A 26,386-nucleotide genomic window follows, 5' to 3' on the forward strand; every position below is an offset into this window, starting at 1 on the left:
CGACGGGCCGGCGGGCGGCCGGAGACATTCCACCCATGTCGAGTGAACCGAGCACCGAGCCGGCCAAAAAGGCTCGCCCCGCCCACAGCAATCGGGCCGAGATCATCTTCCGGTCTCTTGCCACCGCCGCGGGCGCTACCATCGTCGCCGCCATCGCGTTGATCGCGCTATTCCTGCTGATCCGTGCGGTGCCCTCGGTCATGGCGAACGACGCGAACTTCTTCACCAGCACCGAGTTCAACACCTCCAACGCCGACAACCTGCGCTTCGGCATCCGTGACCTGTTCATGGTGACGGTGCTGAGCTCGATCTTCGCGCTGGTGATCGCGGTGCCGATCGGCGTCGGCATCGCGCTGTTCCTGACCCATTACGCGCCGAAGCTGCTGGCGCGGCCGTTCGCGACGCTGGTCGACCTGCTCGCCGCGGTGCCGTCGATCGTGTTCGGTCTCTGGGGATTCCTGGTGCTCGCACCGCAGCTGGAACCGGCGCAGAAGTTCTTGAACGAAAAACTCGGCTGGTTCTTCCTGTTCTCCGACGGCAACGTCTCGATCGCCGGTGGCGGCACCATCTTCACCGCGGGCGTGGTGCTCGCGGTGATGATTCTGCCGATCATCACCTCGGTCTCCCGTGAGGTCTTCAATCTCACCCCGCCCGCGCACATCGAGGCCGCCCACGCGCTTGGCGCCACCAAGTGGGAGATGGTGCGGATGACCGTGCTGCCCTACGGCCGCAGCGGTGTGATCGCCGGTTCGATGCTCGGTCTCGGCCGCGCGCTCGGCGAGACGATCGCGGTGCTGGTCGTGCTGCGGACCTCGGCGCAGGCCGGGCACTGGTCGGTATTCGACGGCGGCTACACGTTCGCGTCCAAGATCGCCTCCGCGGCTTCGGAATTCAGTTCGCCGCTGCCGACCGGCGCCTACATCGCGGCAGGCTTCGTGTTGTTCGCGCTGACCTTCGTCGTCAACGCGCTGGCCCGGCTCGCCGCCGGCGGAAGGGTGAACGGGTGATGACCTCGACCACACTCGACAAGCCGATCAAGGCGCCGACCTTCCGGCACGTCAGCACCGGGCGGCGGATCCGCAACAACATCGCGACCGGCACGGTCTGGCTGTGCTTCGCCATCGCGCTGATCCCGCTGGCCTGGGTGCTCATCATGGTGGTGAGCAAGGGCTTCGAATCCGTTGTCTCGGTGGACTGGTGGCAGAAGTCGCAGAAGGGCATCCTGCCCGACCAGTCCGGTGGCGGTGTGTACCACGCCATCTACGGCACCATCGTGCAGTCGGCGATCGCCGCGGTCATCGCGGTGCCGCTCGGCATCATGGCCGCCATCTACCTGGTCGAATACGGCCGTGGCTGGCTGGCCAAGACCACCACCTTCATGGTGGACATCCTCGCGGGCGTGCCGTCCATCGTCGCGGCGCTGTTCATCTTCGCGCTGTGGATCGCCACCTTCGGCGCACCGCAGAGCGCCTTCGCGGTGTCGCTGGCATTGGTGCTGCTGATGCTGCCGGTGGTGGTGCGCAGCACCGAGGAAATGCTGAAGCTGGTGCCGGACGAACTGCGCGAAGCCTCCTACGCGCTCGGCGTCCCGAAGTGGAAGACCATCGCCAGGATCGTGGTGCCGACCGCGCTGCCCGGAATGATCAGTGGCATCCTGCTCTCCCTCGCCCGGGTCATGGGTGAGACCGCTCCGGTGCTGGTGCTCGTCGGCTACAGCAAGTCCATCAACACCGACCTCTTCGACGGCAACATGGCCTCGCTGCCGCTGTTGATCTACCAGGAGCTGGCGAACCCGGAGCCCGAGGGACGGGCCAGGGTGTGGGGCGCGGCGCTGACGCTGATCCTGCTCATCGCGCTGCTGTACGCGGCGGCCGCGGTCGTCAACAAGCTGCTCACGCGGAATCGATAGGAAGACTCAGATGGCCAAGCGGATCGACGTCAAAGACCTGAACATCTTCTACGGCAAGTTCCACGCGGTCGCCGATGTGGACTTGACCGTGCTGCCGCGCAGTGTCACCGCCTTCATCGGACCGTCGGGTTGCGGTAAGTCCACCGTGCTGCGGTCACTCAACCGCATGCACGAGGTGACGCCGAACGCCCGCGTCGAGGGTGCGGTGCTGCTCGATGGCGAGGACATCTACGGCTCGCAGATCGACCCGGTCGGCGTGCGCCGCACCATCGGCATGGTGTTCCAGCGCCCGAACCCGTTCCCCACCATGTCGATTCGCGACAACGTGGTGGCCGGACTGAAGTTGCAGGGTGTACGCAACAAGAAGGAGCTCGATGAGGTCGCCGAGCGCTCGCTGCGCGGTGCGAACCTCTGGAACGAGGTGAAGGACCGCCTCGACAAGCCGGGCGGCGGCCTGTCCGGCGGTCAGCAGCAGCGACTGTGCATCGCCCGGGCGATCGCGGTATCGCCGGACGTGCTGCTGATGGACGAGCCCTGTTCGGCCCTCGACCCGATCTCGACGCTGGCGATCGAGGACCTGATCACCGAGCTCAAGAAGGAATTCACGATCGTCATCGTCACCCACAACATGCAGCAGGCTGCCCGGGTGAGCGACCAGACCGGCTTCTTCAACCTGGAGGCCCAGGGCAAGCCCGGCCGGTTGGTCGAGATCGACGACACCGAGAAGATCTTCTCCAACCCCGGCAAGAAGGCCACGGAGGATTACATCTCCGGCCGCTTCGGGTAATCGGTCTCGGCAGCAAAGGCCCGCGCTGTGCAGCGCGGGCCTTTCTCGTGTGCTCGACAAGATAAAACTGCCTGCCATCCTGATCGGATGGCAGGCAGTCGGCATTCACGATTCGACGTCGGGGTCCGGCGGCAACACGCCAGTGACCAGAAAGATGACGCGGCGGCCGATCTCGACGGCGTGGTCGGCGAAGCGCTCGTAGTAGCGGCCGAGCAGGGTGACGTCGACGGCGGCGGCCACGCCGTACTTCCAGTCGCGGTCCATCAGCAGGGTGAACAGGTGACGGTGCAGGTCGTCCATCGCCTCGTCGTCCTCGTTGAGCTGCGCGGCGCGCTCCGGGTCGCGCGTCTCCAGCACCTCTTTGGCGCCGGCGCCCATGTTGACCGCGATGCGGCCCATCTCGGCGAAGTAGCCGTTGACCGCCTCGGGTAGTGCGTGGTTGGGGTGGCGCCGCCGGGTCACCTTGGCCACGTGCAGCGCGAGCGCGCCCATCCGATTGACGTCGGCGACGATCTGGATCGCACTGACCACCTGTCGCAGGTCGCCCGCGACCGGCGCCTGCAGCGCCAGCAGTGCGAACGCCTTCTCCTCGGCGTCCTGGATCAGCTCGGCGATTCGGTCGGCCTCGGTGATCACCTGCTCTGCCAGGGTGAGGTCGGCCTGGAGCAGTGACTGGGTGGCCCGATCCATGGCCGAACCAGCCAGACCGGCCATCTCGCCCAAGAGGTGGGCGAGATCCGCCATTTGCTCGTTGTAGATGACACGCATGAAACCAGACATTAGTTCCCAGCGCTGACCAAGTCACGAACGGAGGGTGAATGCCCGGTGCCAAAGGTTAGCGCGGGTGTTGCCGCAGGTGACGGCGGGTGCCCGACAGGCGCAGCTGGGCGGCGTCCGGCTGCGGACCGCGAATAGCGGAGCGAAGCCGAGGGTGCGCTTACTTACACGTGTCGTCCGCGGCGTTGACGTGCTCCAGATCCGAGGGCAGCGTGACCGGCGTCGCAGCGGCAGTGGCGGGCATGTTCGAGATCGGCTCGCCGACCGGCGCCGGAGCGCGCACCGTGCCGGTGAAGTCGGCGCCGATGACGACCTCGACGATGCCGCCGAGATCGTTCGCCGACTCCAGCAGCGCGCCGGGTATCGAGCTGGCTACCGTTGCCGCGGCGGCTTCCTGCCCTGGCCCATAGCGAACCTTGGAGGTCACCTCTTGGCCGCCGGAGTAGTTGCCGGTGTTGAAGATCTGGAAACCCTGGTTGCCCAGCTTGGTCGCCGCCCGCTGAGCCGCGCCCCCGACACCCGAGCCATTGGAAACCAGCAGCGACACCGTGCTCGGATCGGCCGCGGTCAGCTTGGGCGGGGTCGGCGGGGCCGACGGGATGGATCCAGGGGCCGGGGACACCTTCTTCTCGCCAGGTAGTGGCTGGTCGTCGCGGATTGCCTTGAAGATGGCCTTGATGTCGGATTCGCGGGGGATCTCGTTGCCGTACGAGGTGGTGCCCGCGGTGGGGATGGTCAGGAAGGTGACGGTGCCCGCGTCCAGCTTCTGCAGCGAGCGGCCGAGGGTCAGCAGATCGGAGGGTTGCACCTTGTCGACCCAGGTGTGTTTGGTGAACTCGTTGATGAAGCCGTTCAGCTTGCCCGGATCGAAAAGCACTCGGCTCGATAGCGCGCCGCGCAATAGCGAGGCCATGAAGCGCTGCTGCCGGTTGATCCGGTCGTAATCGCTGCGCTCCTCGCCGTAGACGTGCCGGGCGCGCACGTAGTTCAGCGCGGTCGAGCCGTTCACCCGCTGCTTGCCGGGGTTCTCCAGCACGGTGCCGAGCACTTCGTCGGTGATCGGCTTCGGCGCGCACACCTCGACGCCGCCGATCTGATCGACCATGGCCTCGAAGCCGGCGAAGTCGACCGCGATGAAGTGATTGATCGCACTGCCGGTCATCCGCTGGATGGTGGTGAACAGGCACTTGGGGCCGCCGAGCGCGTAGACGGCGTTGAGCTTGTCGCCGATGGCCGAGGGGAAGACCTCGTTGGTGTACTGGACCTTCTCGTTGTCCCAGCCGTTGCACTGCGGCCTGGTGACATCGAGGTCGCGGGGGAACGAGACGACAACTACGCGGGAGCGGTTCTTCGGGATGTTCACCAGCATGACGGTGTCCGCGCGGGAGCCCTCGGCATCGTCGAGCGTGCCCGCGCCGACCTGACTGTTCACCCCGGCGCGGGTGTCGGTGCCGACGAGCAGGTAGTTCTCGTCACCGAGCTGCGCGTTCGAGTCGACGACGTCTTCGCTGTTGTTGTCGATCGCCGAGATCTGGGTGAACCCGTTGCCGGTGGAACGCAGATAGCTCCAGCCGCCGCCGGTGATGAGCAGGCAGAGCACCGCGAAGACCGCCATGGCGCTACGCCCGATGAGCCGCAGCCGCTTGTTGCGGCGCTGCTTGCTGGCAGCCAGCCGGGACAGTGGTGCGGCGCCGACCGACTTGGGTTGGGCGGCACCGGCTTCGCTGGTCGGCCAGTCGGTCTTCTTGCGCTTGGCCCGGCTGGTCTCGGCGAGCGGCGGCAGGATATCGGTGACCTCTTCGGCCGTTTCCTGCTTCGCGCGGGCGGCCGGGGTGGCCTGCCTGTTGTCCTCGGCAGGACCGCGCCGGTTCGGGGTTCGCGCGGCGGGGGTGCCCGCGATGTCCTGGACTACCGGTGAACCGGCCGTGCGCGGCGGTGGGCCGTCAGCGGAGCGCCGCTGAGTCTGCTCGGCCGGGTGGCGCTGAGTCTGCTCGGCCGGGCGGCGCTGAGCCTGCTCGGCCGGGTGGCCGGGTGCGGGTTGGCGTCGAGCGGCCGGATCGCCTTGGCGCCGGGTCGGCTGCTCCGGTGGGCGCGGCTGGTCCGTTGGACGGCGGGGCTGGTCGGCCGGGCGGCGTGCGGACTGCTCGGCGGGGCGCGTGCGCGCGGGGTCCGCGGCGGGCGGTGCCGGTTCACCGCGCCGGGTTCCCCGGCTCGGCGCGGCGGCGTCGTCGGGCGCGGCGGCGCGCCGTCCCCGGCGGCCGGAGCGCTCGTTGTCCACCTTCTCGACCAGATCCTGCACGGTGAGTGGGGCCGCACCGGGGTCCGCGGTGGCGTCGGTATGCCGGGACCGTCGGGACGACCGGGAGCCGTCTCGTTCGCTGTAATCCTCCGTGGGATAGCGCTCCCACGGGGCGCGACCTCCGGGCCGTGGCGAATGCCCGTGCCGATCGTCACCCACCAACGAACCTCGCTTTTCGTCTTCGTCGCCGCCTCGGGCCGAACTCGACCGGCTTGACCGATTCCGCAATGATAACGATTCCGCCACGGCGAGCCACCTGAGTGCGAAATCGAATAGGCCACCGTGTCGTTTGGATACCCGGATCTCGGTCGCGGCGCCTGGATATTCCAGCGGCTGGATGTCCCAGCGGCTGGATGTTTCAGCGCCTGAAGCTCAGCCGCCGCTGTGCATCACGTCGGCACCGTGCGGCACCGCGGGGTCCTCCGGATCGTCCAGCCAGCCGTGTGGCAGCGCGACCTTGCCAGGCGAACCCTGCCTGCCGCGTGGGCCTTCGGCGTCCCTGGGGAACGGCGCCGTCGGATCCAATTGCCCGACAAGGTCTTCCAACTCGGTGAGTCTCGACACCGTGGCGAACGCGCGGCGCAGGTCGGCGCCGACCGGGAAGCCCATCAGGTACCAGGCCATGTGCTTGCGCAGGTCGCGCATGGCCTTGTCCTCGCCGAGGTGCTCGGACAGCAGCGTGGCGTGCCGGTAGAGCACCTCGCCGACCCGGCCGAGGTTCGGCGGCTCGGGCAGTGGCTCGCCACGCAGCGCCGCCTGGAGTTCGGCGAACAGCCACGGGCGGCCGAGGCAGCCGCGGCCGACCACGACACCGTCACAGCCGGTTTCGTCCATCATCCGGACCGCGTCGGCGGCGGCGAAGATGTCGCCGTTGCCGAGCACCGGAATCGTGCGGACGGCTTCCTTCAGGCGCGCGATGGCCGACCAGTCGGCCTGCCCGGAGTACCGCTGCGCGGCGGTCCTGGCGTGCAGCGCAACCGCTTGCGCCCCTTCGGCTTCCGCGATGCGCCCGGCATCGAGGTAGGTCAGGTGCTCGTCGTCGATGCCGATCCGGAACTTCACCGTCACCGGGACGCCAGCGGGCTCGGCCGCCTGCACCATGGCGCGCACGATCCGGCTGAACAGCGCCCGCTTGTAGGGCAGCGCGGCACCGCCGCCGAGCCGGGTGACCTTCGGTACCGGGCAGCCGAGGTTGAGGTCGATGTGATCGGCCCAACCCTCGCCGACGATGATCCGCACCGCCTCGCCGAGGGTGGCCGGGTCGACGCCGTACAGCTGCATCGACCGCGGGCTCTCGTCGGCGTCGAACGACATCATGTGCAGCGTCTTCTCGTTGCGCTCGACCACCGCCCGCGCGGTGATCATCTCGCAGACGTAGATGGAGGTCGGGCTACCGAATTCGCGGCACAGCTTGCGGAACGCCAGATTCGTGATGCCCGCCATCGGCGCGAGCACCACCGCCGGATCGACCGGATACGGTCCGATCCGCAGGTCGGTGGTCGCCTCGGAAGTCATCGTCACGCCGTCCAGTGTCTCATTTCCGCACGTAAGGGGCCTGCTCGGGTCGTTGACCGAGAACAGCGGTACCGGGCAACCGTGCAGGCCGCAGCGATGCGGAAGCGCTCCGTTGGGCGGCGGATGTGGCGTACCTCACCTGGCCGCGCCGTCGGCGGGTGGCGTGCCGGTGTCGGCGAGTGCGTCGAGTCAGCCGAGGCCGGGTAGGCGCTCGGCCAGATCGGCCAGCTGCCACGGACCGTCGGTTTCGATGGTCGCGGTGGCGGTCCAGCCGTCGAGTGCGGAGATCGCGCCGCCCTGTACCGCGAAGACCTTGCCGGTGATCGGGCACTCTTCCGAGGCGAGGTAGCCGACGATCGGCGAAATGTTCTCGGGGGCAAAGGCATCGAACTCACCCTCGGGAACCTCGGCGGCGAACACGGCGCCCATGCCAGGCGTGGCCAGGGTGAGCCGGGTGCGGGCTACCGGGGCAATGGCGTTGGCGCGCACACCGTATCGCTCCAGTTCGAGCGCGGCGACCTGGGTCAGCGCGGCGATCCCCGCCTTGGCCGCGCCGTAATTCGCCTGGCCCGGGTTGGGCATGAAGGTGCCCGACGCCGAGGCGGTATTGATCACCGACGCCGCGACCTGCCTGCTCGCTTTCGACTGTTCCTTCCAATACGCGGCGGCGTGGTGCAGCACCGCGAAGTGGCCCTTGAGGTGCACCGCGATCACCGCGTCCCACTGCGCCTCGTCCATCGCGGCGATGAACGCGTCGCGCAGGATGCCCGCGTTGTTGACCAGGATGTCCAGCCCGCCGAAGGTGGTGATCACCTGCTCGACAAGGGCTTTCGCACCGGCCCAAGCCGCGATGTCAGCCGTATCGGCGACCGCGCGCCCGCCCGCCGCGATGATCTCGTCGACCACCTGCTGCGCGGGCCCGGCGTCGGCGCCGACACCCTCGTTGTTGCCGCCGAGGTCGTTGACCACGACGGCGGCGCCCTCGGCGGCGAGCAGCAGCGCGTGCGCCCTGCCGATGCCGCGGCCGGCGCCGGTGACGATGGCGACGCGTCCGTCCAGCGAACCCATGTCGTTCCTTTCGATTCGGGTGAGGGCGGTCAGTCGAGCAGACCGGCGAGGTTGGCGAGGGAGGCGTCGAGTTCCTTGGTGGCGGCGCGTTCGATCGCGCCGCCGATGGCGCCGACCATCATCTGACTGATGAACTCCGCGTCGATGGTGACCAGCGCGGCCCGGTCGCCGCTGGGCCGCACGGTCAGCGTGAAGCTGATGGTCGCGCCCGCCAGGCCGGTGCCGGAGAACTTCGTCGTGGTCGGGGCGGCGTAATCGTCCACGGTGAAGGTGATGGTGTTCGCCATTCCCAGGATGGTGAGCACCTCGGTCATTTTCGCCCCGATGGACAGCCGTGCGGGCGGTGGCTCCTTCCACTTGGTGTGCACCGTCAGCCACTCCTCGAAGCGGTTCGGATCGGACAGCACCGACCACACCTGCTCCGGTGCGGCCGGAAACTCCTTGGATACCTTTGCTTGTGCCACGGTGGTGCTCCTTGCTCAGGTTGCCGGGACGAACTCGGCGAGCCCGTCCTGGATGACGAATTGGTCGCTGTCGGACCAGGTTTCGAAGACGTAGCGGTCCCTGCCATCCCGGTTGCCCGTCGCCCACGTCGCGGTGGTGATGGTCTGCCCCGGGAATGCGGGCGAACTCAACCGCACCGCAAGCCTTTTCAGCCGAGCCGGATCGTCCGGGCTGATCCGGGTGATCAGTGCGTGGGAGATGAACGCGATCGTGCACAGGCCGTGGATGATGATCCCCGGCTGCCCCATTGCCTTGGCGAACTCGTCGACCAGGTGGATCGGCATCGGATCGCCCGCCGCTTCGGCGTACCGGAAGGTCTGGTCCGCGTCGAAGGTCTGCGACACGGTGAAGTCCGGTTCCCTGGCCCGCAGGTTCTCGTCGAAGAAGTGGGCCGGACTCGGTTCGCCTCGGGCGCCGTCGAATCGGCCACCACGGAAGAATCCGATGAAGTACTGCTCGTTGACCAGATCGCCGTTGCTCACGCTGTGCGTCTCGAGGTGTGCGGTGACGACCACGCCTGATGATTTGCCCTCGATCCCGGTCGGCCGGGCGCGCACCTCCAGCGTCTCGCCCGGCTCGATCGGCCGGTGGAACCGGAAGTCGTGCTCGCCGTGCAGGATCCGCAGCATCAGCTCATCGGGTACCACCGACATCGCGGCATCGGCCATCAGCACCGTGGCCGGTACGACCGCGAAAACCGGTGGCGCGTAAACGCCGTCGAGATGCTGTTGGATCGGATCGTTGGTCGCGGCGGCATAGGCGATCGTGCGCCGCCGATCCACCTCGAACGTGCCGCGCGCACCCCAGCTGCCCAACCGCTCCAGATCGAAGCTCGTCCCGTCCGTCACTGGTGTTTCACCCGGCCTCCTGGGTCGGCGTCGTTGCCCGATACCGCAACGCTAGAAACCGGCGGCGGCAGCCGGGATGACCGCGCGGCGCAGGTTCGGTGACCGCCGCGCTCACCGCATCCGGCCTGGTAGGTTCGCCTCGACCAGGGACGCAGGAGGTATCGGTGACGGCGAGGACGGTGCCGATCGACTTCGTGCGTTCCGCCGTCGCCACCGCCGAGCGGCAAGGCGTCGACATCGAGCAGCTACTCGGCAGCGTCGGCGTCGCACCGGAGCTGCTGGCTCAGGATCGAGCGCGCGTCACCGTCGAGCAGATGGCCGCGACCGTGCGCCAACTCTGGCGGATCAGCGACGACGAACTGTTCGGCCTCGGCCCGGCACCCGTGCCGCGCGGGTCGATTCGGCTGGTCGGCTTCGGCGTGGTCGGCTGCCCCGATCTGGGCTCGGCGATCCACCGGTTCATCGAATACCGGCGACTGCTGCCCGGCCTGCCGCCGATGGCGGTGACCACGACCGGCGAACTCACCAGATACACGATCGACACCAGCGTGCTCGACGAGGGCGAAGAGCTGCTCACCGTCTTCCTGCTGGCGGGCGTGCACCGCATGATCTCCTGGGGCATCGGCCGCCGAGTCGCCCTGCGTCAGGTGGAGTTTCCGTATCCACGGCCACGCAATATCGACGACTACGACCTGGTCTTCGGCGCCCCGCTCGTCTTCGATGCCGCCACCGCGGCCATCACCTTCGACAGCGATCTACTCGCCGCGCCGATCGCCCGCACCGAGGAAGATCTGATCGCGTGGACGCGCAACGCGCCGACCGACGTGCTGTCCCGCCGCGACTACGGCACCTCGCTCGCCGAGCAGGTGCGCAAGATCCTCGCTCGCGGGTTGCGTGGTGACTGGCCGACCGCCGACGAGGTGGCCAGGCGACTGGCCATGAGCCCGCAGACGGTGCGCCGCAAGCTCGGCGACGAGGGCACCTCGATCACCCAGATCCGCGAGGACATCCTGCGCGACGCGGCCGTGGCCAGCCTGGTGCGCGGCGACGAGACGGTCGAGGCGCTCTCGGCCCGGCTCGGCTTCTCCGAACCCAGTGCGTTCCGGCGCGCGTTCCGTCGCTGGACCGGCAGCCCGCCGGGTTCCTATCGTGGTTCCGCGCCTTAGCTATTCGCCGCGCAGGCGCCGGTGGTACTTCTCTCTGATCTCCGGGTTGGGTTGCGCGTAAGCCGTTGTCGCCCCGGTGATCCGCGCGACGCCGAGCTGCGCCCGGTACGGCAGCAGCTGCGCGGACTTGATGATCGCGGCCAACCGGCGCGGCACCGTCACCATCGGCTTGCCCCGGACCACCGTCCGCACGATCGCCTGCGCGACGTCCTCGGGATCCACCGTGGTCATCGGCTCGATCCAGCCGGGCATGTTCGCACCGGCCGACAGCTCGGTGCGCACGATGCCGGGCAGCACCGCCGAGACCCGCACGCCGTGCTCCTTCAGTTCCAGGTGAAGCGCCGAGGTGAAGCCCACCACCGCATGCTTGCTCGCGCAGTAGGTGGCCAGGCCCGGAAAGCCTTGCGTGCCAGCCAGGGACGCGATGTTGATGAGGTGCCCGCTGCCACGCGCCAGGAAGCGCTTGGTGGCCAGCCGCGACCCGTGGATCACCCCGCGCAGGTTGATGTCGAGGATCCGGTCGGTCATCGCCTCGTCCTCGTCGGCGAACAATCCGGTCGGCATGATGCCCGCGTTGTTGATGAGCACGTCCAGCGGCCCGAGCTGCTGCTCGACCTCATCGAGGAACGCGGCGAACGAGTCGCGGTCGATGACGTTCAGCGGCAGGCCGATGATCCTGGCCGCCGGGTCGGCCCCGAGCTCGACCGCGGTCTTGGCCACCAGTTCCACGTCGATGTCCCCGATCGCGACCGCGGCGCCCGCCCCGAGGAATGCCTCGGCCGTGGCCCGGCCGATCCCGCGGGCCCCGCCGGTGATCGCGACGACCTTCCCCGCGAGCGGGTGCTCGTCCTTCGGTGCACTGGTCATGTTCTCGGCCTTTCCGCTGCGTGATCCGAGCGAGCACGGCCGGTCGGCGAATACCCCGACCGGCGCGGCGCACTGTCCTCAGTGTCGGCGTTCCCGCGCGGATCGTCGGCGGATTCGGCAATCACGAAGCGGCGGAGCGGGACTCGCCGGATCAGAGACCACGCGCGATGATCTCCTTCATGATCTCGTTGGTGCCGCCGTAGATCTTCTGGATCCGCGAATCGGTGAAGATCCGCGCGATCGGATATTCGGCCATGTACCCGTAGCCGCCGAACAGCTGTAAACAGCGGTCCGCCAAGATGTTCTGTTGCTCGGACAGCCACAGCTTGGCCTTGGCCGCAGTGGGAATGTCCAGGTCGCCGGTGACGTGCTTTTCGATGCAATCGTCCAGAAAGCTCCAGCCCACGGTGACCGCCGTAGCGCATTCGGCGAGCGTGAATTTGGTGTTCTGGAACGCGAAAAGCGGCTTGCCGAAGGCGCTTCGCTCCCTGGTGTACTCCAGTGTCAACTCGACCGTCTTCTCCATCGTCGCCATCGCGGTGACCGCGATGATCAGCCGCTCCTGCGCGAGCTGCTGCATCAACTGGATGAAGCCCATGTTCTCGGCCTCGCCGATCAGGTTCGCGCGCGGCACCCGCACCTCGTCGAAGAACAGCTCGCAGGTGTCCTGCCCGTGCTGGCCGATCTTGTGCAGATTGCGGCCACGCCGGAAACCGGCGCGGCTCGTCTCGACCGCGATCAGCGAAAGCCCGCCCGCGCCGCCCTGCTCGTTCGTCTTGGCGACCACCAGCACCAGGTCGGCCAGGAAACCATTGGAAATGAACGTCTTGGCGCCGTTGACGACGTATTCGTCGCCCTGCACGGTCGCGGTGGTGCGGATCGCCTGCAGGTCCGATCCGGTGCCCGGCTCGGTCATCGCGATCGCCGCGACGATCTCCCCTGAGGCCAGCTTCGGCAGCCAGGTCTTCTTCTGCTCGTCGGTGCCGTAGCCCGCGATGTAGTGCGCGATGATGGTGCTGTGCACCGGCCCGCCGAAGCTGGGCGCCAGCGCGCGCACCTGCTCGATGGCGATCACGGCGTCGTGCCGGAAGTCGCCGCCCCCGCCGCCGTACTCCTCCGGGATGCTGGGGCACAGCAGGCCGAGTTCGCCCGCCCGCAACCAGACCTCGCGATCGATGTGCTGCTGCTGCGCCCACCGCTCCTCGTGCGGCGCGCATTCTTTGCCGAAGAAGTCGCGCGACAGCTCGGCCAGCGCGTCCATCTCCGCGTCCATCCAGCGTGAGCGGTGCTTTGCCATGTCGCCAGTCCCTTTCCCATCCGACGCCGTCGTCGTGCATTCACGGTAGGAACCGCAAGGTCGTCCGGGTAGGACCGAGCCGCCCGAATCCGATGACCGCAGCGCTCTCGCATAGGCCGGGTTTCTCGGGTCGGCACGCGGCGATTCTGCCGAACGAAACTGCACGAGCGGCCGACGAGCGGAAGGCCGAGCAGATATCCACTCATTACCCGGTCGAGTCCAATACCATCGGGCAGCTTGCCGGTCACCGCAAAGGTCATTTTCGAGCAGGGCGACATCTACAAGGCGAATGCGTTCGTCAACTCGAACAGCGCGACGGCGCGGAATGCGGGGTCCGTTGAAGTAAGCGGGCCTATGAAGTGAGTGGCCCTTTGCCGGTTTATCGCGTCGAAGCGAATCTTCGACGCAATAAACCTTCGAAGTAGGAAATAGCTGGACTCGGCGTTAGCCGGACATACGCGAGCCGCCGCCCGGGTAACCGGGCGGCGGCTCTAGGTGTATCGGGTGCGAGCTCAGCTCGCGGTGCTGCCTGCCATCTGGCGTTCGGCCTTGGCGGCCTCGCGGGCGAGCATCCGGTCGCGCTGCTCTTCGAACTTCAGCACGTCCTTGCCGAGCTTGTCGAGGTACGCGGCGAGCCGCTCGCGGCAGGCTTCACCGCGTGCGGTGAAGTCCTCGCGGTCGAAGATGTTCCACTTCTTCAGCACCGGCTGCACCACTTCTTCCATGTGCTGGCGCAGATCGTAGATGCCGTGCTTGGCCATCAGGACGCCGTTGCGGCGGAAGTTCGGCATGCCGGCGCCGGGCATCTGGAAGTTCTCCAGGATCAGCGTGATGGCCTCGATGGTCTGGTCGGGGGCCAGGTCAAGGGCCGCGCCACACATGTTGCGGTAGAAGATCATGTGCAGGTTCTCGTCGGCGGCGACGCGCTGCAGCATGCGATCGGCGATCGGGTCGTCACAAACCTTGCCGGTGTTGCGGTGGCTGACTCGGGTGGCTAGTTCCTGGAAGGTCACGTACGCGACGGAGTGCAGGAAGCCCGCGTCGGCCTCGGTCGGCGACGCGAAGCCGTTGGTCATGTGGATCATCCGGGCCTCTTCGAGAGCGACCGGGTCGACGCCGCGGGTGACCACCAGGTAGTCGCGCATCACGATGCCGTGCCGGTTCTCTTCGGCGGTCCAGCGACCCACCCAGGTGCCCCAGGCACCGTCCTGCGAGAAGTTCTCGGCGATCTCGCGGTGGTACGAGGGCAGGTTGTCTTCGGTCAGCAGGTTGGTGATCATGGCCGCCTTCGCGACCTCGCCCAGCCGGGACTGCTCCGGGTCCCAATCGATGCCCCCGAGTGCGGCGAAATTGCGGCCTTCATCCCACGGGACGTAGTCGTGCGGATGCCATTCCTTTGCCAAAGAGAAGTGCCGGTTGACGTTTTCTGCGGCAACCGGCTCCAACTCCGTAAGAAGCTCGAGTTGAGTCAGATCCCTTGCCATGTATGAACCCTTCAGTCTGTGCGTCCGGTCGTGCAGGTCATCCCCCCAAGGTAGACCGATGTCGTGCGGCCATACCTTACGGCACCGTAGGTGTGATGCGAAGCGCATCCGATTGCCCGTTCATGCCCCGTGATGCACGTCATACGCCCTCGTCGGCGTTCGGCGCCCACCCTCGAGTGTATGACTTCGGCCCGCAGCGAGGGGAATATCGCGACCGGCCGGAGAGTGTTAGCTCGGCGTGCCGCACCGCACATGCCGAGGTGAAACGCATGAGCCGCCCCGCTCAGCGTTTTCCGCCGAAGAGCCCGCCGAGCACGTTCCCCAGTGCGCCACCGGCGTTCTTGGCCAGTGCCTCGCCGATCGCTCCGCCGATGCCACCGCTCTTGCTGCTGCCGCCGAGCAGGCCGCCGAGCAGATCGCCGAGTGCGCCGCCGTCGGATTGCTGCTGCGGCTGCGTGGCCGTATTGCCGCTGCCGCCGGTCATCTGCTTGGCCAGGTAGGCGAGCACGATCGGGGCGAGAATCGGCATGAGTTTGGCGATCAGGTCGCTGCCGCCGGTGCCATCGGTCGCGCCGAGCGCGCTGATCACCGTGTTCTTCTCGTCACCGAAAACGTTCTCGACGATCTTCGAGCCGTCGGCGACGTCGACCTTGTCGATGTCGACCGCACCCTCGCCCTCGACCAGGTCGCCGTGGTTGTCCAGCGCACCGACCAGCGAGGCGGCGCCTTCGGGTTTCGTTGCGTTCGCCTGCAGCCCGCCGAGCAGCGTGGGCAGCGCCGCTTGGACCGCGGTCGTCGCGGTGTTCTCGTCGACGCCGAGCTTCGCGGCGATCTGGGCGATGGGCACCTGGGAGAGCAAATCATCGAAGGAAGTCATCAGCTCCGCCTTGTCGAGGGATGACCCGGGATCGCCCGTGTCGCGCTCACAGTAGGGGAATGCCCGGATGGAGTGTGGTCTTTCGAGTCTCGCGCGCCGGGGGCGCGTTGTCAGTATGAACGTCGCGATGGCGCGTGCAATAGCCCGAGGAAACGAGTGCGGGCGCCCGGTGAGACCGGGCGCCCGATGGGTGTGCCCCCAGTAGGGCTCGAACCTACGACCTGCGGATTAAAAGTCCGTAGCTCTACCAACTGAGCTATAGGGGCGCGGTGGGCCAGTGTAGTAGGCGCGGCGCGATGACCCAAATGGGGGAGTGCGGCGCGGCGCGGGATAGGTGTCCCGCCGATCGCGGGTGTCGGCGGGTAGTGGCAACCTGACGCCGAGACTTGTTGTCGCGCCTAGTAACGCGGGATGCGTGGGACGCGATCTTGCGGGTAAACATTTGGTACCCAACTTTGTTCATTGAACGAAGATTTGGATATCATCGAAACATGTTGGCTAGCAATGTCTTTGGATTTGCGGGGGGTGAGTGGCCCGAGCTCGGGGGCGCACGCCGGTGGGGTGAGCGGGCGGGCTGCGGGCGATGGCCGGTGTTCCGGTCGGCCGGTCGACTCGGGTGAACGACGCTGGGACGCTGTCGATTTGGGGGCTCGAGCAGACAGGGAAGCTTGGTTGCGCGATGTTTGCTGTAACAGTAAACCGGCTCGGTCAGTTACCTGACTCGTCGGTTTGCCGCGTGTCGGATGGGGTTTCCGGGTACGGTAACCACTTGATGAATTCCGGAAGAATCGCCGACTCGTCCGGTGATTCGGAATTCGGCTTATCGTTGATGTGCCCGAACGTGTCGCGACCGGTCCGGCCGATCGTGGCTCACCTGGAGACGACGCCGCGGGAGGCAGATCCGAGACGAAGAAATACCCGGGTGCGCACCCCCTGCGGCGCACCCGGGCAGGAAAACTATACCAGCTGGTGTGTTTCAGGTTTTTCGCAAGTTTTCGTACCGAAAGTTTGAAACTGGGCGAAAACCCGGTTTGAAGTATTGATAAAACTCATAACTTCGCGTCAAGGGCCCGTTCCTTTGGGGGTGGCTGTTTGGCGGCGAGTAGGCTTCGGAGGCGTTTCGAGCATGGCACGGCAGCAAGAGCGGGCCCGCCGGACACGTGCGGCGATTATCAGGTCCGCCGCCGTTGAGTTCGGGAAGAGCGGCTATGCCGCTGCATCGCTCAACCGCATATTGGAAGGGTCGCGTGCCACCAAGGGCGCCATGTACTTCCATTTCGATTCCAAGGAAGATCTCGCGCGCGCCGTACTGGAGACGGCGGTCGAACGCTATCGCGCCTCGGCCGAGCGTTGGGTCGGCCGAACGGATCTCGGACCACTGGACATCATGCACGGCATGATCGACGAGATGGCATTACGGCTCGAGCACGACATCATCGTGCAGGCCGAATACCGGTTGATCATCGAGCCCGACTTCTACCGGGACGTGCAAACCGGCGGCGGCCGGATCCTCGGGCGCGCCACCCGCGCGCTCACGGTCCGCGCCATCGACCAAGGGCAACTGCGCGCCGACGCGGACGCCGACCGGTTCACCCGCACGCTGACCGCCGCGCTGGCCGGCCAGCGATACATGATCGACGCACACGGCAGCGGCATCGATCTGCGGGCCCGCTTCGAGGAAGCGCTCGAGGTGATCATCGAATCGATGGCAACCCCGGAGTGGACCGAGAAGTTCCGCAACGATGGCTGGCGCACCCACGCGCGCCTCGAGGAGCTCAGTTTGGGACTCTGACCAGCCGGTTTGGGAATCGAGTCCGGTCTGTCATAAGCTAACCGGGCTCCCAACGGACAGCCGTTGAAGCCGGTTCCGGAGAAATCCGGAGACGAGCCCCCTTCGTCTAGCGGCCTAGGACGCCGCCCTTTCAAGGCGGTAGCGCGGGTTCGAATCCCGTAGGGGGTACGGTCTTCGGATCGTTGGAAGCACAGCAAGGCCCTGTGGCGCAGTTGGTTAGCGCGCCGCCCTGTCACGGCGGAGGTCGCGGGTTCGAGTCCCGTCAGGGTCGCAAGTGAGCGCCGGAGCAATCCGGCGTTTCGCGTATGGCATTCAACTCGGGTGCCTGCGGCCAGGTAGCTCAGTTGGTACGAGCGTCCGCCTGAAAAGCGGAAGGTCGCCGGTTCGATCCCGGCCCTGGCCACTCCACTCGTAGGCGAGCCCTGCACGCGGAATGCGCGTGCGGGGCTCGTTTCGTTCGTTTCTTGTGGGGGTGCAACCCCCACGCCCCGCTCGGCGGGGCTTCGCCCCCCGAACCCCCTCCGTCCCACGGGTGCCCGTTCGGCGGGCTTCGCCTTCCGAATGTCTGGCCGTTGTGGACTCGCTGGTTGGGGGTTTGCGCGCCGAATCTTCCCCCTGTTGTGAACCCGCTCGGCGGTGCTTTGCGCTGCGCGTACCCCTGACGGGGCGCGCTTTTCGGCGGCGTTTGCCCTGAGTGTCGTGTGCCCGTGGGGAAGCCCTTCTTGTCCGGTTGACGGTCTTCGCTATTCGAATCGTCGCTGTGCGAGGCGCCTCCCGATCGGTAGGGGTTGGTTCGTCAACTCTCTTGGGTGGAGCGTTGGGACTGTGATTGGTCACAGGGGATGGGTTGCTGGGGGGCTTTCTTTTCACAAATCCGCTGGTAAGGGGATGGGGCGGTTACTGGGTGGTTAGTGTGAATCGAAGGTTCAGGTAGTTCCGAGGAAAGGGGCTGTCATGGTCGACAGTTCAGTGATGTCCGCGCCGTTGCGGGACTTTCGAGCCTTATCTCGGCAGATGGTGGGGCATTTCGTGGAGAACGTGGTGCCGTGCGGGACGATGCCGGGGGACGCGATCAACGGGGATATCACGACGATCACTCGGGTTTGCCTGGAGCTGTCGGCGAGCATGCTGGATGGGGAGAACATCCCGGAGAAGCTGGGGCAGGTGGAGGAGGCTGCCGCGGCGTGGGCGCGGGAGGGGGTGCCGATCGATACGGTGCTGCATGCCATCCATGAGGGGTTCAAGATGGGCATGGCGTTGATCGTGTCGAAACTGACGGTGAAGGATTTCGACAGCTTCGTCGAGGGGTCGCAGACGAACATCGAGATCTTGGACACGCTGACCACGGCGATCTCGCGCGCCTACTTCCGGGAACTGCGATCGGTTGTCGGCGAACACCATACGGCCGTGCACACGCTGACCTCGGCGCTGCTCGGCGGCTATCCGACGTCGACGATGGCCCGCGAATGCGGCATTGCCATCGCGGAGTCGTATCTGGTGCTGGCGGTGGCCATTCCGCGGCACAGCGACGAACGCAACCCGGCCGTCGACGGAAAGGTGGTGGCCCGCCGTAAGCTGCGCCGCGCGCAGGCCGAGCTGGCGGCTCGGTGTGGGGGCCAGGCGCTTTCGCTGCTGAGCGTCGACGGTGGCACGATCCTCATTCCCGTCGAGCCGCACGGCGAGACGGCACTCGACGAACTCGTCGACGGTCTCTCGCACGCGGCGCAGGTCGGCATCACCGCGGCAGTCGTGGCGGCGACAGCGGACGAGATTCCGCGCGCGGTAGACCAGGCGCACGAACTGCTGGACATGGTTCAGAGATTGCAGTCGGTGCCCGGCCTGTACCGATTCGAGCAACTCGCCCTCGAATACCAGCTCACCCGGCCGGGTCCCGGCCGGGAACACCTCGGCGCGGCGCTGACGCCCCTCGACGAGCATCCCGAACTGCTGGAGACCCTGCAAATCCACATCGGCAACAACCTCAACCGCCAGCGGACCGCGCGTCTCCTGCACGTGCACACCAACACGGTCGACTACCGGCTCAAGCGGATCGGCCAGCTGACCGGCTTCGACCCCGCCCAACCCTCCGGCCTCTGGTACCTCCGCTCCGCCCTGATAGCCCGCTCCTACCGCGCCGAACGTCGCGAAAACGACGTCCCACCCGCCACCGAGCCCCGCCTCTCGGTAGTCGGCAAACCAGGGTCATAGCCCGAGCGGGACCTGGCTGCGGCAAATCGCGAGTAGGCCCGCTGTCATGTCCCGCTCGCGGCAGCCAAAGGCGCTCGGGTGGGCGGCGGACGTGGGTGGGCGGCTTGTGGGATGGCAAGTGCGGCGGTTGACCTTGGAAAGTGCCCTGGGCGGGCGGCGCGGATGGGATGCTGGGGGTATGGCTGAGCGCTGGTATTACTGCTTGAAGCACAAGCGGGCCGAGAAGGGGCGGCAGTGCTGGTTCCAGGATCGGATGGGGCCGTATCCGGATCAGGCGACCGCGGAGCGGGCGCTGGAGATCGTCAAGGCGCGCAATGCGCAGGCGGATGCAGGGGATAAATCATGGCGCGATGATGGCGAGTGACCGAATTGGCAACTAGCAGTGTTCCTGCGTGCCTACTGATTTCGTGCGAACATGGGTAACTCGTCGGGTACCAGCTCACTCATCCACTACCCCGCCGCCGGTCGCCAACGCTGCTCGAGCGCATCCTGAGCCTGGCCTGAGGCCCGGAGAGGCGGGGGAGCCTCCTTCAGTTCGATCAAGTACGGTTTCTCAGAAATCAGACGAATGCTCGGGGTCCTGTCGTGGCTGCGGGCTGGACCAGGATCAGCAGGGAGGGCGACCCTTGAGGGTTACCGTTGTTGTGCCGACCTACAACGAGCGGGAGAATCTGCCGGTTGCGGTGGAGCGGCTGACCGCGCTGCCGGTGCCCGACCTGCACGTGCTCGTGGTCGACGACAGCTCGCCGGACGGAACCGGTGACGTTGCCGACAAGCTGGCCGTCGAGCTGCCGAATGTGGTGGGCGTGCTGCACCGGACCGAGAAAGACGGTCTCGGACGGGCCTACATCGCGGGCATCACCCGGGCGCTCGACGAGGGCGCCGATGTGGTGATCCAGATGGACGCCGACCTGTCGCATCCGGCCGAGGTGATTCCGGCAATGCTGGAGAAGCTGACGACCACCGACGCCGGTGTCGTGCTCGGCTCGCGCTATGTGCCCGGCGGCTCCACCGCCGCCGAATGGAAGTGGTACCGCAAGGCGCTGTCCGCGTGGGCCAACTTCTATGTGAACCTGATCCTGCGACTGCACGTGAAGGACGCCACCGCCGGATTCAAGGCGTGGAAGGCGGACACGCTGCGCGCCATCGACGTCGCCTCGATCCGCAGCAACGGGTACTCGTTCCAGGTGGAGATGAACTACCGGACGGTCAAGAAGGGCATCGAGATCGCCGAGGTGCCGATCCGCTTCGAGGAACGCACCCTGGGTGCTTCGAAGATGAGCCTGAAGGTGCAGCTGGAATCGGCGCTGATGCCGTGGAAGCTGCTCTTCGGCCGCTCCGTCTGAACCCCGACGCCCCGCAGGGCCCCGCATCCGCGATGGATGTGGGGCCCTGCGGCATTCGGGGGTGCTTCAGTTGGCGGTCAGTCCACGTCGCATCGCTTCCAGTCCGATCACCAGGACCGGCGCCAGCACCACGTGCATGACGGACAAGGCGACGGTGCTCGCGGTATCGAACGCGGCCGAGACGGTGAGGCCGATGGTCGCGATGGCGAGGACGCTGCCGACGACCTGAGCCACCCGCAGCACCCCCACCCAGCGGTAGGAGATCAGCGCGGCCAGGGTCATGCCGATCAACAGCGGCACCGCGGAGGACAGGATCACCCCGACGCCCCCGACGTAGTTGGTGACACCCTTCTCGACCACCTCGAACGAGCCGCCTGCGGCTTCGCCGAGCAGCCAGACGGCGAGGTTGACGACGACCGCGACAGCGACGCTGCCGATGATCGCGACCGGACGGTTGACGGCGGGGATGCGCAGGGCGGGGGTGGTGGCCTGGATGGCGGTCATGATGTTCTCCTCATCAGCAGCTGTGTGCTTCGGTACTGAGAACATCGTTAAACCTGAACAATTGTTGAGGTCAATTCGAAGTGGTATGGGCTGAATCACTCAGCGGCAATGGAATTCGGCGCGCTGCGCCGGGGTTCGCGTCGGTCAGTCGGGCTTCGGCCAATTCAGCAGCGTGTCCAGGTAGAGCTGACGGACCGCGGCCACCTTGTCGCCCATGTCGTTCGGATCCCAATCGCGCACATCGATGGGTTCGAGGATCGCGACATCCACGGTGCCCTTGCGCGCGACCATCGAGTTGCGCCAACAGATTTCGCCCGCATTGCGGATGACGATGGGGATGATCGGCACGTCCGCCTGGATGGCGATGTGGAACGCGCCCTTCTTGAAGGGGCCCACGTCCGGCGTGTAAGAGCGGGTGCCCTCGGGGGCGACGGCGATCGACAAGCCGTTGCGCAGCGTCTCGACCACCGGTGCGAGCGCGGCCTTGGCCTTGTCGGTGCTCGACCGATCGATGAAGGTCACGCCGACGAAGCGCATGAGCGGCCCGAAGATCGGGTTGCGGGTGAGCTCCTTCTTGCCGATGCCGGTGACGCCGCCGCCGAGCACCTCGGGGACGATGATGATGTCGAACTGGCTCTGATGGTTGAACAGGAACACCGCGGGCCGTGGTGCGCGCGCGTGCTCGGCGCCGGTCACCCGAAGCCGCACGCCCGCGATGCGCAGGGTGTTGCCTGCCGCGTGCGCCAACAGCGCGTCGGCCATCTGCCTGCGGTCCCTGGTCGGCGCTTTGACCGCGACGCCATAGAACGCGCCACCGAGCAGTCCGGCGAATCCCGCTGTGGTGCGGGCATAGTCGGCCGGGCGGGGCGGCTGTCGGGGGTGGAAGCGCAGTGTCGGCCACTGCTGTTCCGCGGCGATCGCGGTGAGCTGCTGATCGGGATTCACCGCGACCGGTCGACCGACCAGGGACAGCAGCGGGCGATCGGCGGCGCTGTCGGCGTAGGCGTAACTACGCGCCAGATCCACGCCGCTGTCGGCGGCGAATTCGCGAACCGCCTCGGCTTTGCCATTGCGCCACAACGTCTTCCCATCGACGTGCCCGGTGAGGATGCCGTCCTGGACCGCCATCGGCGTGCACAGCATGTGCTCGATGCCCAGCGCGGATGCCATAGGCGCCACCTGGAACCGGGTCAGTGAGCTGGCCAGCGCCACGGTGTGTCCAGCCGCCTGGTGTGTCCGGATCAGTTGCCACGCTTCGGGATACAGGCGGCCGTAGACGGCACGCCGGAACAGACGCACGCCCAGCGCGTCCAGTTCGCCCTCCGGCTTGCCCGCAAGCACATCGGTGAGCTGGTGCAGGAACCGGCCGTACGCGCCGTCGGTGGTGCCGTTGCGGATGCCGCCGAGCAGGACAGTCTCGGTGTCACGATGGCGGAACAGGCGCCGAAACAGGCCGCGTCGCGGAAATCCGTCGACGACGGTGCCGCCGAAGTCGAAGATCGCGGCGACCCCGGGACCTTGCGGCCCGGAACGGATCGCGGCGATCGCGGCCTCGAGATCGGCACTGGGCACCGTCATGGAACCTCCTGTGGGTAGCGGGGTTCAGGACTCCGCCTCACCGTGTCGCCCGATTGGACGGATCGAGCGCGGCCGCCTGCGAGATACGGGCACCGATGGCGCGCAGCCGATTCGCGAATTCCACTCTGCGCTCGGTCAGTTCCGCCCTGCGCTTGGCCGAATCGTGGGACACCGGTTCGAGCAGGCCGTAGTTGTCGGCGAGTTTCAGTGCACTGGTGAACAATTCGGTGGAAACCGATTCCGGACTGTGCAGCCGCTGCTGCAACATCATCTGCTTGCCGACCGAAACGCATTCGGCGATGAACTGTTTGCGGTCGAGTTCGGCCGCCGGGTCGCGGTCGGCCAGCCGTTCGGCGACCACCAGTTGTGCGTCGAAGAACGAACGGAGCACGCGGTGCGCCATCATGAATCCGGAGTCGGTGAGCTTGGCCATCACCTCCGAACCCAGGGTGTTGTCCCGGGTGTGGCTGCGCCACTGCGGATCCAGCAGCAGCATCTCGGCGGTTATCTGCTCGGCGAACTCGGCCCGCTCGGGGAAGAAGAACTCGAACTTCAGCAGGTCACGCAGCCGGAATGCCTCGTCCCAGCCGGTGCTCAGCTGGTCCGCGCCGTCGCTGTCGAGTGCGGCCAGGATGGACAGTTCGAGGATGGCGCGGTTGACGAACCAGTGCACCGCGCTGTTGCGGTAGAACGCGGCCTCCAGGTGCGCGCCCGCCTCGATCGAGTACACCGGCTCCAGCCCGCCGCGATACACCGTCACCACCTTGGCCAGCGAGAGTTGTTCCAGCACAACGGCAAGCCCCTGGTCGTCGCACAGCGCGGCGAGCTCACCGTGCGGCAGATCGCGCTTCTCGATATAGCCGAGCACCGGCGCGAGCACGGTACGCACCTCGCCCAGCGTCAGGGCGCGCTCGTGCACGCCGAGCAGCGCGAGGGTGACCAACGCGTTGACCGTGACCGGAGTGACTGTGTTGATGCCGACCGCGATCTCGAACGCCAACCGCTGCACGGCCTTACGCTCCAACTCGGCGATCTCGGGCGCCTCGGTCTCGCCCTGCCCGGTCTCGGTACGTCCGGGCGGCGCGGGTTCGGTGCGGTGCAGCGGGATGGTCAGCGGCGGCGTGGTGAGCGGATCGCCGTGCGCCGCGAGCCGATCGCGCGCCGAAAGCGGTGCGCCGAACCGCACATACACATGCCCGGCCGAATGCTGCTGGCTCCGGATGTAGCGCGCCAGCCAGGTGAGTCCCTCCGGCTTCTTCTTGCCGCCGACCTGTTCGGTGGCGATGGCGCCGAGTTCGTTCAGCCGCTCGTAGGTGATCGACACCGGTACCAGCATGACGTCCTCGACTCGATCCGCACGGACCGCTGCCGCAAGGTAATTCAGCAGTCCGTAGCGGGGCGGGCGCAGCTTGCCGGTGCGGGTGCGGCCACCCTCGAAATACCATTCCAGGTTGAATCGCTTGGCGAGCAGGTAGGCGAAGTACTCCTCGACCACCGCCTTGTACACCTCGTCGTCGCCGAAACTGCGCCGGATGAACACGGTTCCGGTGCGCCGGGCGATCGGTCCCATCGGCCAGAAGCCGAGATTGGCGCCGCCGATCACGTGGTTCGGCGGAAAGTCATTGCGGGCCAGCACGTCACCGAGCACGAACGCGTCGACGTAGGAACGATGCGAGGGCAGGAACACCAGCGGGTAGCGGCGATTGAGGTCACGCAGCGCGGCCAGCCCCGAATCGTCGGAGTCCACTTTCCAGGTCGAGGCGTGCACCGGCCGCATCGCCTGGGTGAACAGATCGGAGACCAATCTGCTTTGCGCGGCGACGAGTTCGTTCAACGCCTTCTCCGCGCGGCGATACACCTCGTGCGGGCTCGCCCCGATCTGGTCGGCGATGAGCTCGAGCCTGCGCACGAAGTCGGGGGAGTCGAGGATCTCCTCGGCGACCAGTCGCGGAACCTTGTAGCGGTCGCCGATGATGGTGCGTTCGGCCCGCTCCAGCGCCACCACCGCGGCGCGCACGATGGCGCGGGCGAACGGCTCGGCGGTGCCCTTGCGGACCAGCGCGGCCGCTTCCGGGTGGTTCGTGCGCAACTCGCTGAGCAGCGCGGGCTGCCCGGTCAGTACCACGTGCCGGTTGGGTTGGCCGACCAGCTTGCGCTGCGCCAGCCGGTTCGGCTTGCGCGGGTTGGTGAGTAGGGCCAAATCCGCGAAGGTGATCCGGCGAACGCCGTCACGTTCGGGCGGCAGCCAGAGCACCCGCACCGGTACCACGAGTGGGTCGTCGTGCCTGCCGACCAGTCGGGCAGCGACGGCGCCCGCGTCCAGATCCAACTGGGTGATGGGGGCGTCGGTGCCGAATTCCTTGGCGATTCCGCCCTCGGTCAACCAGTTTCCGATGAGTTCGCGCTCCACCCCGGACACCGCGTCGACCAGCGCCACCACCGATCCCGGTGCAGACGCTCGCTGGATATCCGCGGGCAATCCGCCACGGTGCTCGATCATGACTTAGTCCCTCCGCCTGACGATCCTGTTCCGCCTCTCCGGGTATTCAAGCCAGACTCGGGTGCCGTCACGGGTTGCGTTGGCGACCTGCGGTTAGGAGTGGGTCGGGTTAGCCCGTGCCCGTTGAGTTACCCATGTTCTCGCGTAATCAGCAGTTGCGTTAGACAGGATCGGTTGTTGCCTGATCATAAGGCGTTGCGGCGGACAGGATCATCAGTTGTCGGGATCAAGCGGGCGGCGCGTGGCACCAGGTCAATCCCGCGTTCCACCGCGTGCGCGAATTACGCTGCGCAGATGGATTGGGCCTTACGCGCGTGCGGCTGGCACGGTCACTACACCTACGCACCGGATGAGCCGGACCTGGCCGACCGGTTGCGGGTGGACACCGTGGCGGGGGTGGCGTGGCGGTGCCTGCGTTGCGGGACCTTCGTGCCTGGTGAGCCGGTCGGGTCCGGTCCGGCCGATCACGCGCCCGAGGTGCCGCGCGGGCGGCTGCTGCGGGATCGCTGGCTGATGCGCGCGCTGGCGATCGAGCGGCTGCTGCGCGGTCTGCTGCTGGTGGTCGCCGCGGTGGGGGTGGTGAAGTTCCGTTCGTCGCGGGAGACCATGCGGGCCGCCTTCGATCAGGATCTGCCACTGCTGCGCCCGTTCGCCGACCAGATCGGCTGGGATATCGACCGGTCCAAGATCGTGCATCTGATCGATGAGGCGTTCTCACTGTCGAACACGACCTTGCTGTGGGTGGCCATCGGCATCTTCGTTTACGCGCTTTTGCAGGGGATCGAGGCGCTCGGCCTGTGGTTGGTGAAGCGGTGGGGCGAGTATTTCGCGGTGGTGGCGACGAGTCTGTTTCTGCCGCTGGAGATTTACGAGTTGACCGAGAAGGTGACCGCGTTGCGGATCGGCGCGCTGGTGGTGAATGTTGCCGCGGTGGTCTGGCTGCTCTATTCGAAGCGGCTGTTCGGCCTGCGCGGTGGCGCCGCCGCCTATCACGCGGAACATAGTGCGGAGAGTTTGCTGAGCGTCGAACGGTCGGCACTGGCTGTCCCGGCTACCTGAT

22 protein-coding genes and 4 tRNA genes are annotated in these 26,386 nt (G+C 66.9%); 12 read left to right on the plus strand and 14 right to left on the minus strand.

Features of this window, described 5'->3' with window-relative positions; all coding sequences use genetic code 11:
• The first annotated feature begins 35 nt into the window (after nt 1-35).
• From pstC to pstB, 3 genes are read left to right on the plus strand one after another with little or no spacing between them, the layout of a single operon-like run.
• On the plus strand, nt 36-1,007 hold the full coding sequence (gene pstC, locus KV110_RS03680) for a phosphate ABC transporter permease subunit PstC (RefSeq protein ID WP_218473458.1): 972 nt from the start codon (nt 36-38) through the stop codon (nt 1,005-1,007).
• Complete coding sequence (gene pstA / locus KV110_RS03685) at nt 1,007-1,909, plus strand: phosphate ABC transporter permease PstA (RefSeq protein ID WP_218473460.1); 903 nt, start codon at nt 1,007-1,009, stop codon at nt 1,907-1,909. The genes pstC and pstA overlap by 1 nt, the downstream gene beginning before the upstream one ends.
• A gap of 10 nt (nt 1,910-1,919) precedes the next feature.
• The gene (gene pstB / locus KV110_RS03690) at nt 1,920-2,696 is read left to right on the plus strand and encodes a phosphate ABC transporter ATP-binding protein PstB (RefSeq protein ID WP_218473461.1); all 777 of its coding nucleotides are present in this window, start codon (nt 1,920-1,922) and stop codon (nt 2,694-2,696) included.
• 105 nt (nt 2,697-2,801) lie between these two features.
• Here the strand turns inward: pstB and phoU are convergent, their stop codons facing one another.
• From phoU to KV110_RS03720, 6 genes are all read right to left on the minus strand, one after another.
• The gene (gene phoU / locus KV110_RS03695; protein WP_218473463.1) at nt 2,802-3,464 is read right to left on the minus strand and encodes a phosphate signaling complex protein PhoU; all 663 of its coding nucleotides are present in this window, start codon (nt 3,462-3,464) and stop codon (nt 2,802-2,804) included.
• A gap of 169 nt (nt 3,465-3,633) precedes the next feature.
• Entirely contained in the window at nt 3,634-5,931 is a 2,298-nt protein-coding gene (locus tag KV110_RS03700) for an LCP family protein (RefSeq protein WP_218473465.1), read from the minus strand.
• A gap of 213 nt (nt 5,932-6,144) precedes the next feature.
• The gene (dusB, locus tag KV110_RS03705) at nt 6,145-7,287 is read right to left on the minus strand and encodes a tRNA dihydrouridine synthase DusB (protein WP_218478151.1); all 1,143 of its coding nucleotides are present in this window, start codon (nt 7,285-7,287) and stop codon (nt 6,145-6,147) included.
• Between the two features lie 189 nt (nt 7,288-7,476).
• Nucleotides 7,477-8,355 (minus strand): SDR family oxidoreductase, encoded by an 879-nt coding sequence (locus KV110_RS03710; RefSeq protein WP_218473467.1) that lies wholly within the window; start codon nt 8,353-8,355, stop codon nt 7,477-7,479.
• A 29-nt stretch (nt 8,356-8,384) separates the two neighbouring features.
• On the minus strand, nt 8,385-8,819 hold the full coding sequence (locus tag KV110_RS03715) for a type II toxin-antitoxin system Rv0910 family toxin (RefSeq protein WP_218473469.1): 435 nt from the start codon (nt 8,817-8,819) through the stop codon (nt 8,385-8,387).
• 15 nt (nt 8,820-8,834) lie between these two features.
• Nucleotides 8,835-9,707, minus strand: coding sequence for a MaoC/PaaZ C-terminal domain-containing protein (locus KV110_RS03720; RefSeq protein ID WP_218473471.1), 873 nt, complete (start codon nt 9,705-9,707; stop codon nt 8,835-8,837).
• A 164-nt stretch (nt 9,708-9,871) separates the two neighbouring features.
• Between KV110_RS03720 and KV110_RS03725 the strand changes: the two genes are divergently transcribed.
• Complete coding sequence (locus KV110_RS03725; protein ID WP_218473473.1) at nt 9,872-10,873, plus strand: AraC family transcriptional regulator; 1,002 nt, start codon at nt 9,872-9,874, stop codon at nt 10,871-10,873.
• Here the strand turns inward: KV110_RS03725 and KV110_RS03730 are convergent, their stop codons facing one another.
• From KV110_RS03730 to KV110_RS03750, 5 genes are all read right to left on the minus strand, one after another.
• A complete protein-coding gene (locus tag KV110_RS03730; protein WP_218473475.1) occupies nt 10,874-11,740 on the minus strand; it encodes an SDR family oxidoreductase in 867 nt (288 codons plus the stop codon).
• A gap of 151 nt (nt 11,741-11,891) precedes the next feature.
• A complete protein-coding gene (locus tag KV110_RS03735) occupies nt 11,892-13,037 on the minus strand; it encodes an acyl-CoA dehydrogenase family protein (RefSeq protein ID WP_218473477.1) in 1,146 nt (381 codons plus the stop codon).
• Between the two features lie 512 nt (nt 13,038-13,549).
• Nucleotides 13,550-14,521 carry an acyl-ACP desaturase gene (locus KV110_RS03740; protein WP_218473479.1) on the minus strand — a complete coding sequence of 324 codons (972 nt, stop codon included), beginning with the start codon at nt 14,519-14,521 and terminating at the stop codon, nt 13,550-13,552.
• Between the two features lie 283 nt (nt 14,522-14,804).
• A complete protein-coding gene (locus tag KV110_RS03745; protein ID WP_218473481.1) occupies nt 14,805-15,398 on the minus strand; it encodes a DUF937 domain-containing protein in 594 nt (197 codons plus the stop codon).
• A gap of 193 nt (nt 15,399-15,591) precedes the next feature.
• Nucleotides 15,592-15,664 (minus strand) — tRNA-Lys (locus KV110_RS03750).
• A gap of 860 nt (nt 15,665-16,524) precedes the next feature.
• Between KV110_RS03750 and KV110_RS03755 the strand changes: the two genes are divergently transcribed.
• The 7 genes from KV110_RS03755 (at nt 16,525) to KV110_RS03785 (ending at nt 20,744) form a co-directional block, all read left to right on the plus strand.
• Nucleotides 16,525-17,190 carry a TetR/AcrR family transcriptional regulator gene (locus KV110_RS03755; protein WP_218473483.1) on the plus strand — a complete coding sequence of 222 codons (666 nt, stop codon included), beginning with the start codon at nt 16,525-16,527 and terminating at the stop codon, nt 17,188-17,190.
• Between the two features lie 95 nt (nt 17,191-17,285).
• Nucleotides 17,286-17,358, plus strand: a tRNA-Glu gene (locus KV110_RS03760).
• Nucleotides 17,359-17,387: 29 nt separating this feature from the next.
• Nucleotides 17,388-17,461, plus strand: a tRNA-Asp gene (locus KV110_RS03765).
• 58 nt (nt 17,462-17,519) lie between these two features.
• A tRNA-Phe gene (locus KV110_RS03770) sits at nt 17,520-17,593 on the plus strand.
• A 551-nt stretch (nt 17,594-18,144) separates the two neighbouring features.
• A complete protein-coding gene (locus KV110_RS03775) occupies nt 18,145-19,398 on the plus strand; it encodes a PucR family transcriptional regulator (RefSeq protein ID WP_246634335.1) in 1,254 nt (417 codons plus the stop codon).
• Between the two features lie 178 nt (nt 19,399-19,576).
• Nucleotides 19,577-19,762, plus strand: a complete 186-nt coding sequence (locus KV110_RS03780) for a hypothetical protein (protein WP_218473485.1) — start codon at nt 19,577-19,579, stop codon at nt 19,760-19,762.
• A 280-nt stretch (nt 19,763-20,042) separates the two neighbouring features.
• Nucleotides 20,043-20,744, plus strand: a complete 702-nt coding sequence (locus KV110_RS03785; RefSeq protein WP_218478153.1) for a polyprenol monophosphomannose synthase — start codon at nt 20,043-20,045, stop codon at nt 20,742-20,744.
• A 66-nt stretch (nt 20,745-20,810) separates the two neighbouring features.
• Here the strand turns inward: KV110_RS03785 and KV110_RS03790 are convergent, their stop codons facing one another.
• The 3 genes from KV110_RS03790 to KV110_RS03800 form a co-directional block, all read right to left on the minus strand.
• Nucleotides 20,811-21,248 carry a DUF6069 family protein gene (locus tag KV110_RS03790; protein WP_218473486.1) on the minus strand — a complete coding sequence of 146 codons (438 nt, stop codon included), beginning with the start codon at nt 21,246-21,248 and terminating at the stop codon, nt 20,811-20,813.
• Nucleotides 21,249-21,392: 144 nt separating this feature from the next.
• The gene (locus KV110_RS03795; RefSeq protein ID WP_218473488.1) at nt 21,393-22,826 is read right to left on the minus strand and encodes an HAD-IB family hydrolase; all 1,434 of its coding nucleotides are present in this window, start codon (nt 22,824-22,826) and stop codon (nt 21,393-21,395) included.
• A gap of 37 nt (nt 22,827-22,863) precedes the next feature.
• On the minus strand, nt 22,864-25,326 hold the full coding sequence (locus tag KV110_RS03800; RefSeq protein WP_218473490.1) for a glycerol-3-phosphate 1-O-acyltransferase: 2,463 nt from the start codon (nt 25,324-25,326) through the stop codon (nt 22,864-22,866).
• A 294-nt stretch (nt 25,327-25,620) separates the two neighbouring features.
• Here KV110_RS03800 and KV110_RS03805 point away from each other — a divergent pair, with 294 nt between their 5' ends.
• Nucleotides 25,621-26,385, plus strand: coding sequence for a DUF2127 domain-containing protein (locus tag KV110_RS03805; RefSeq protein WP_218473492.1), 765 nt, complete (start codon nt 25,621-25,623; stop codon nt 26,383-26,385).
• The last annotated feature ends 1 nt before the right edge of the window (nt 26,386 follow it).

It is taken from the genome of Nocardia iowensis (genome assembly GCF_019222765.1).
GTDB classification, from domain to species: domain Bacteria; phylum Actinomycetota; class Actinomycetes; order Mycobacteriales; family Mycobacteriaceae; genus Nocardia; species Nocardia iowensis.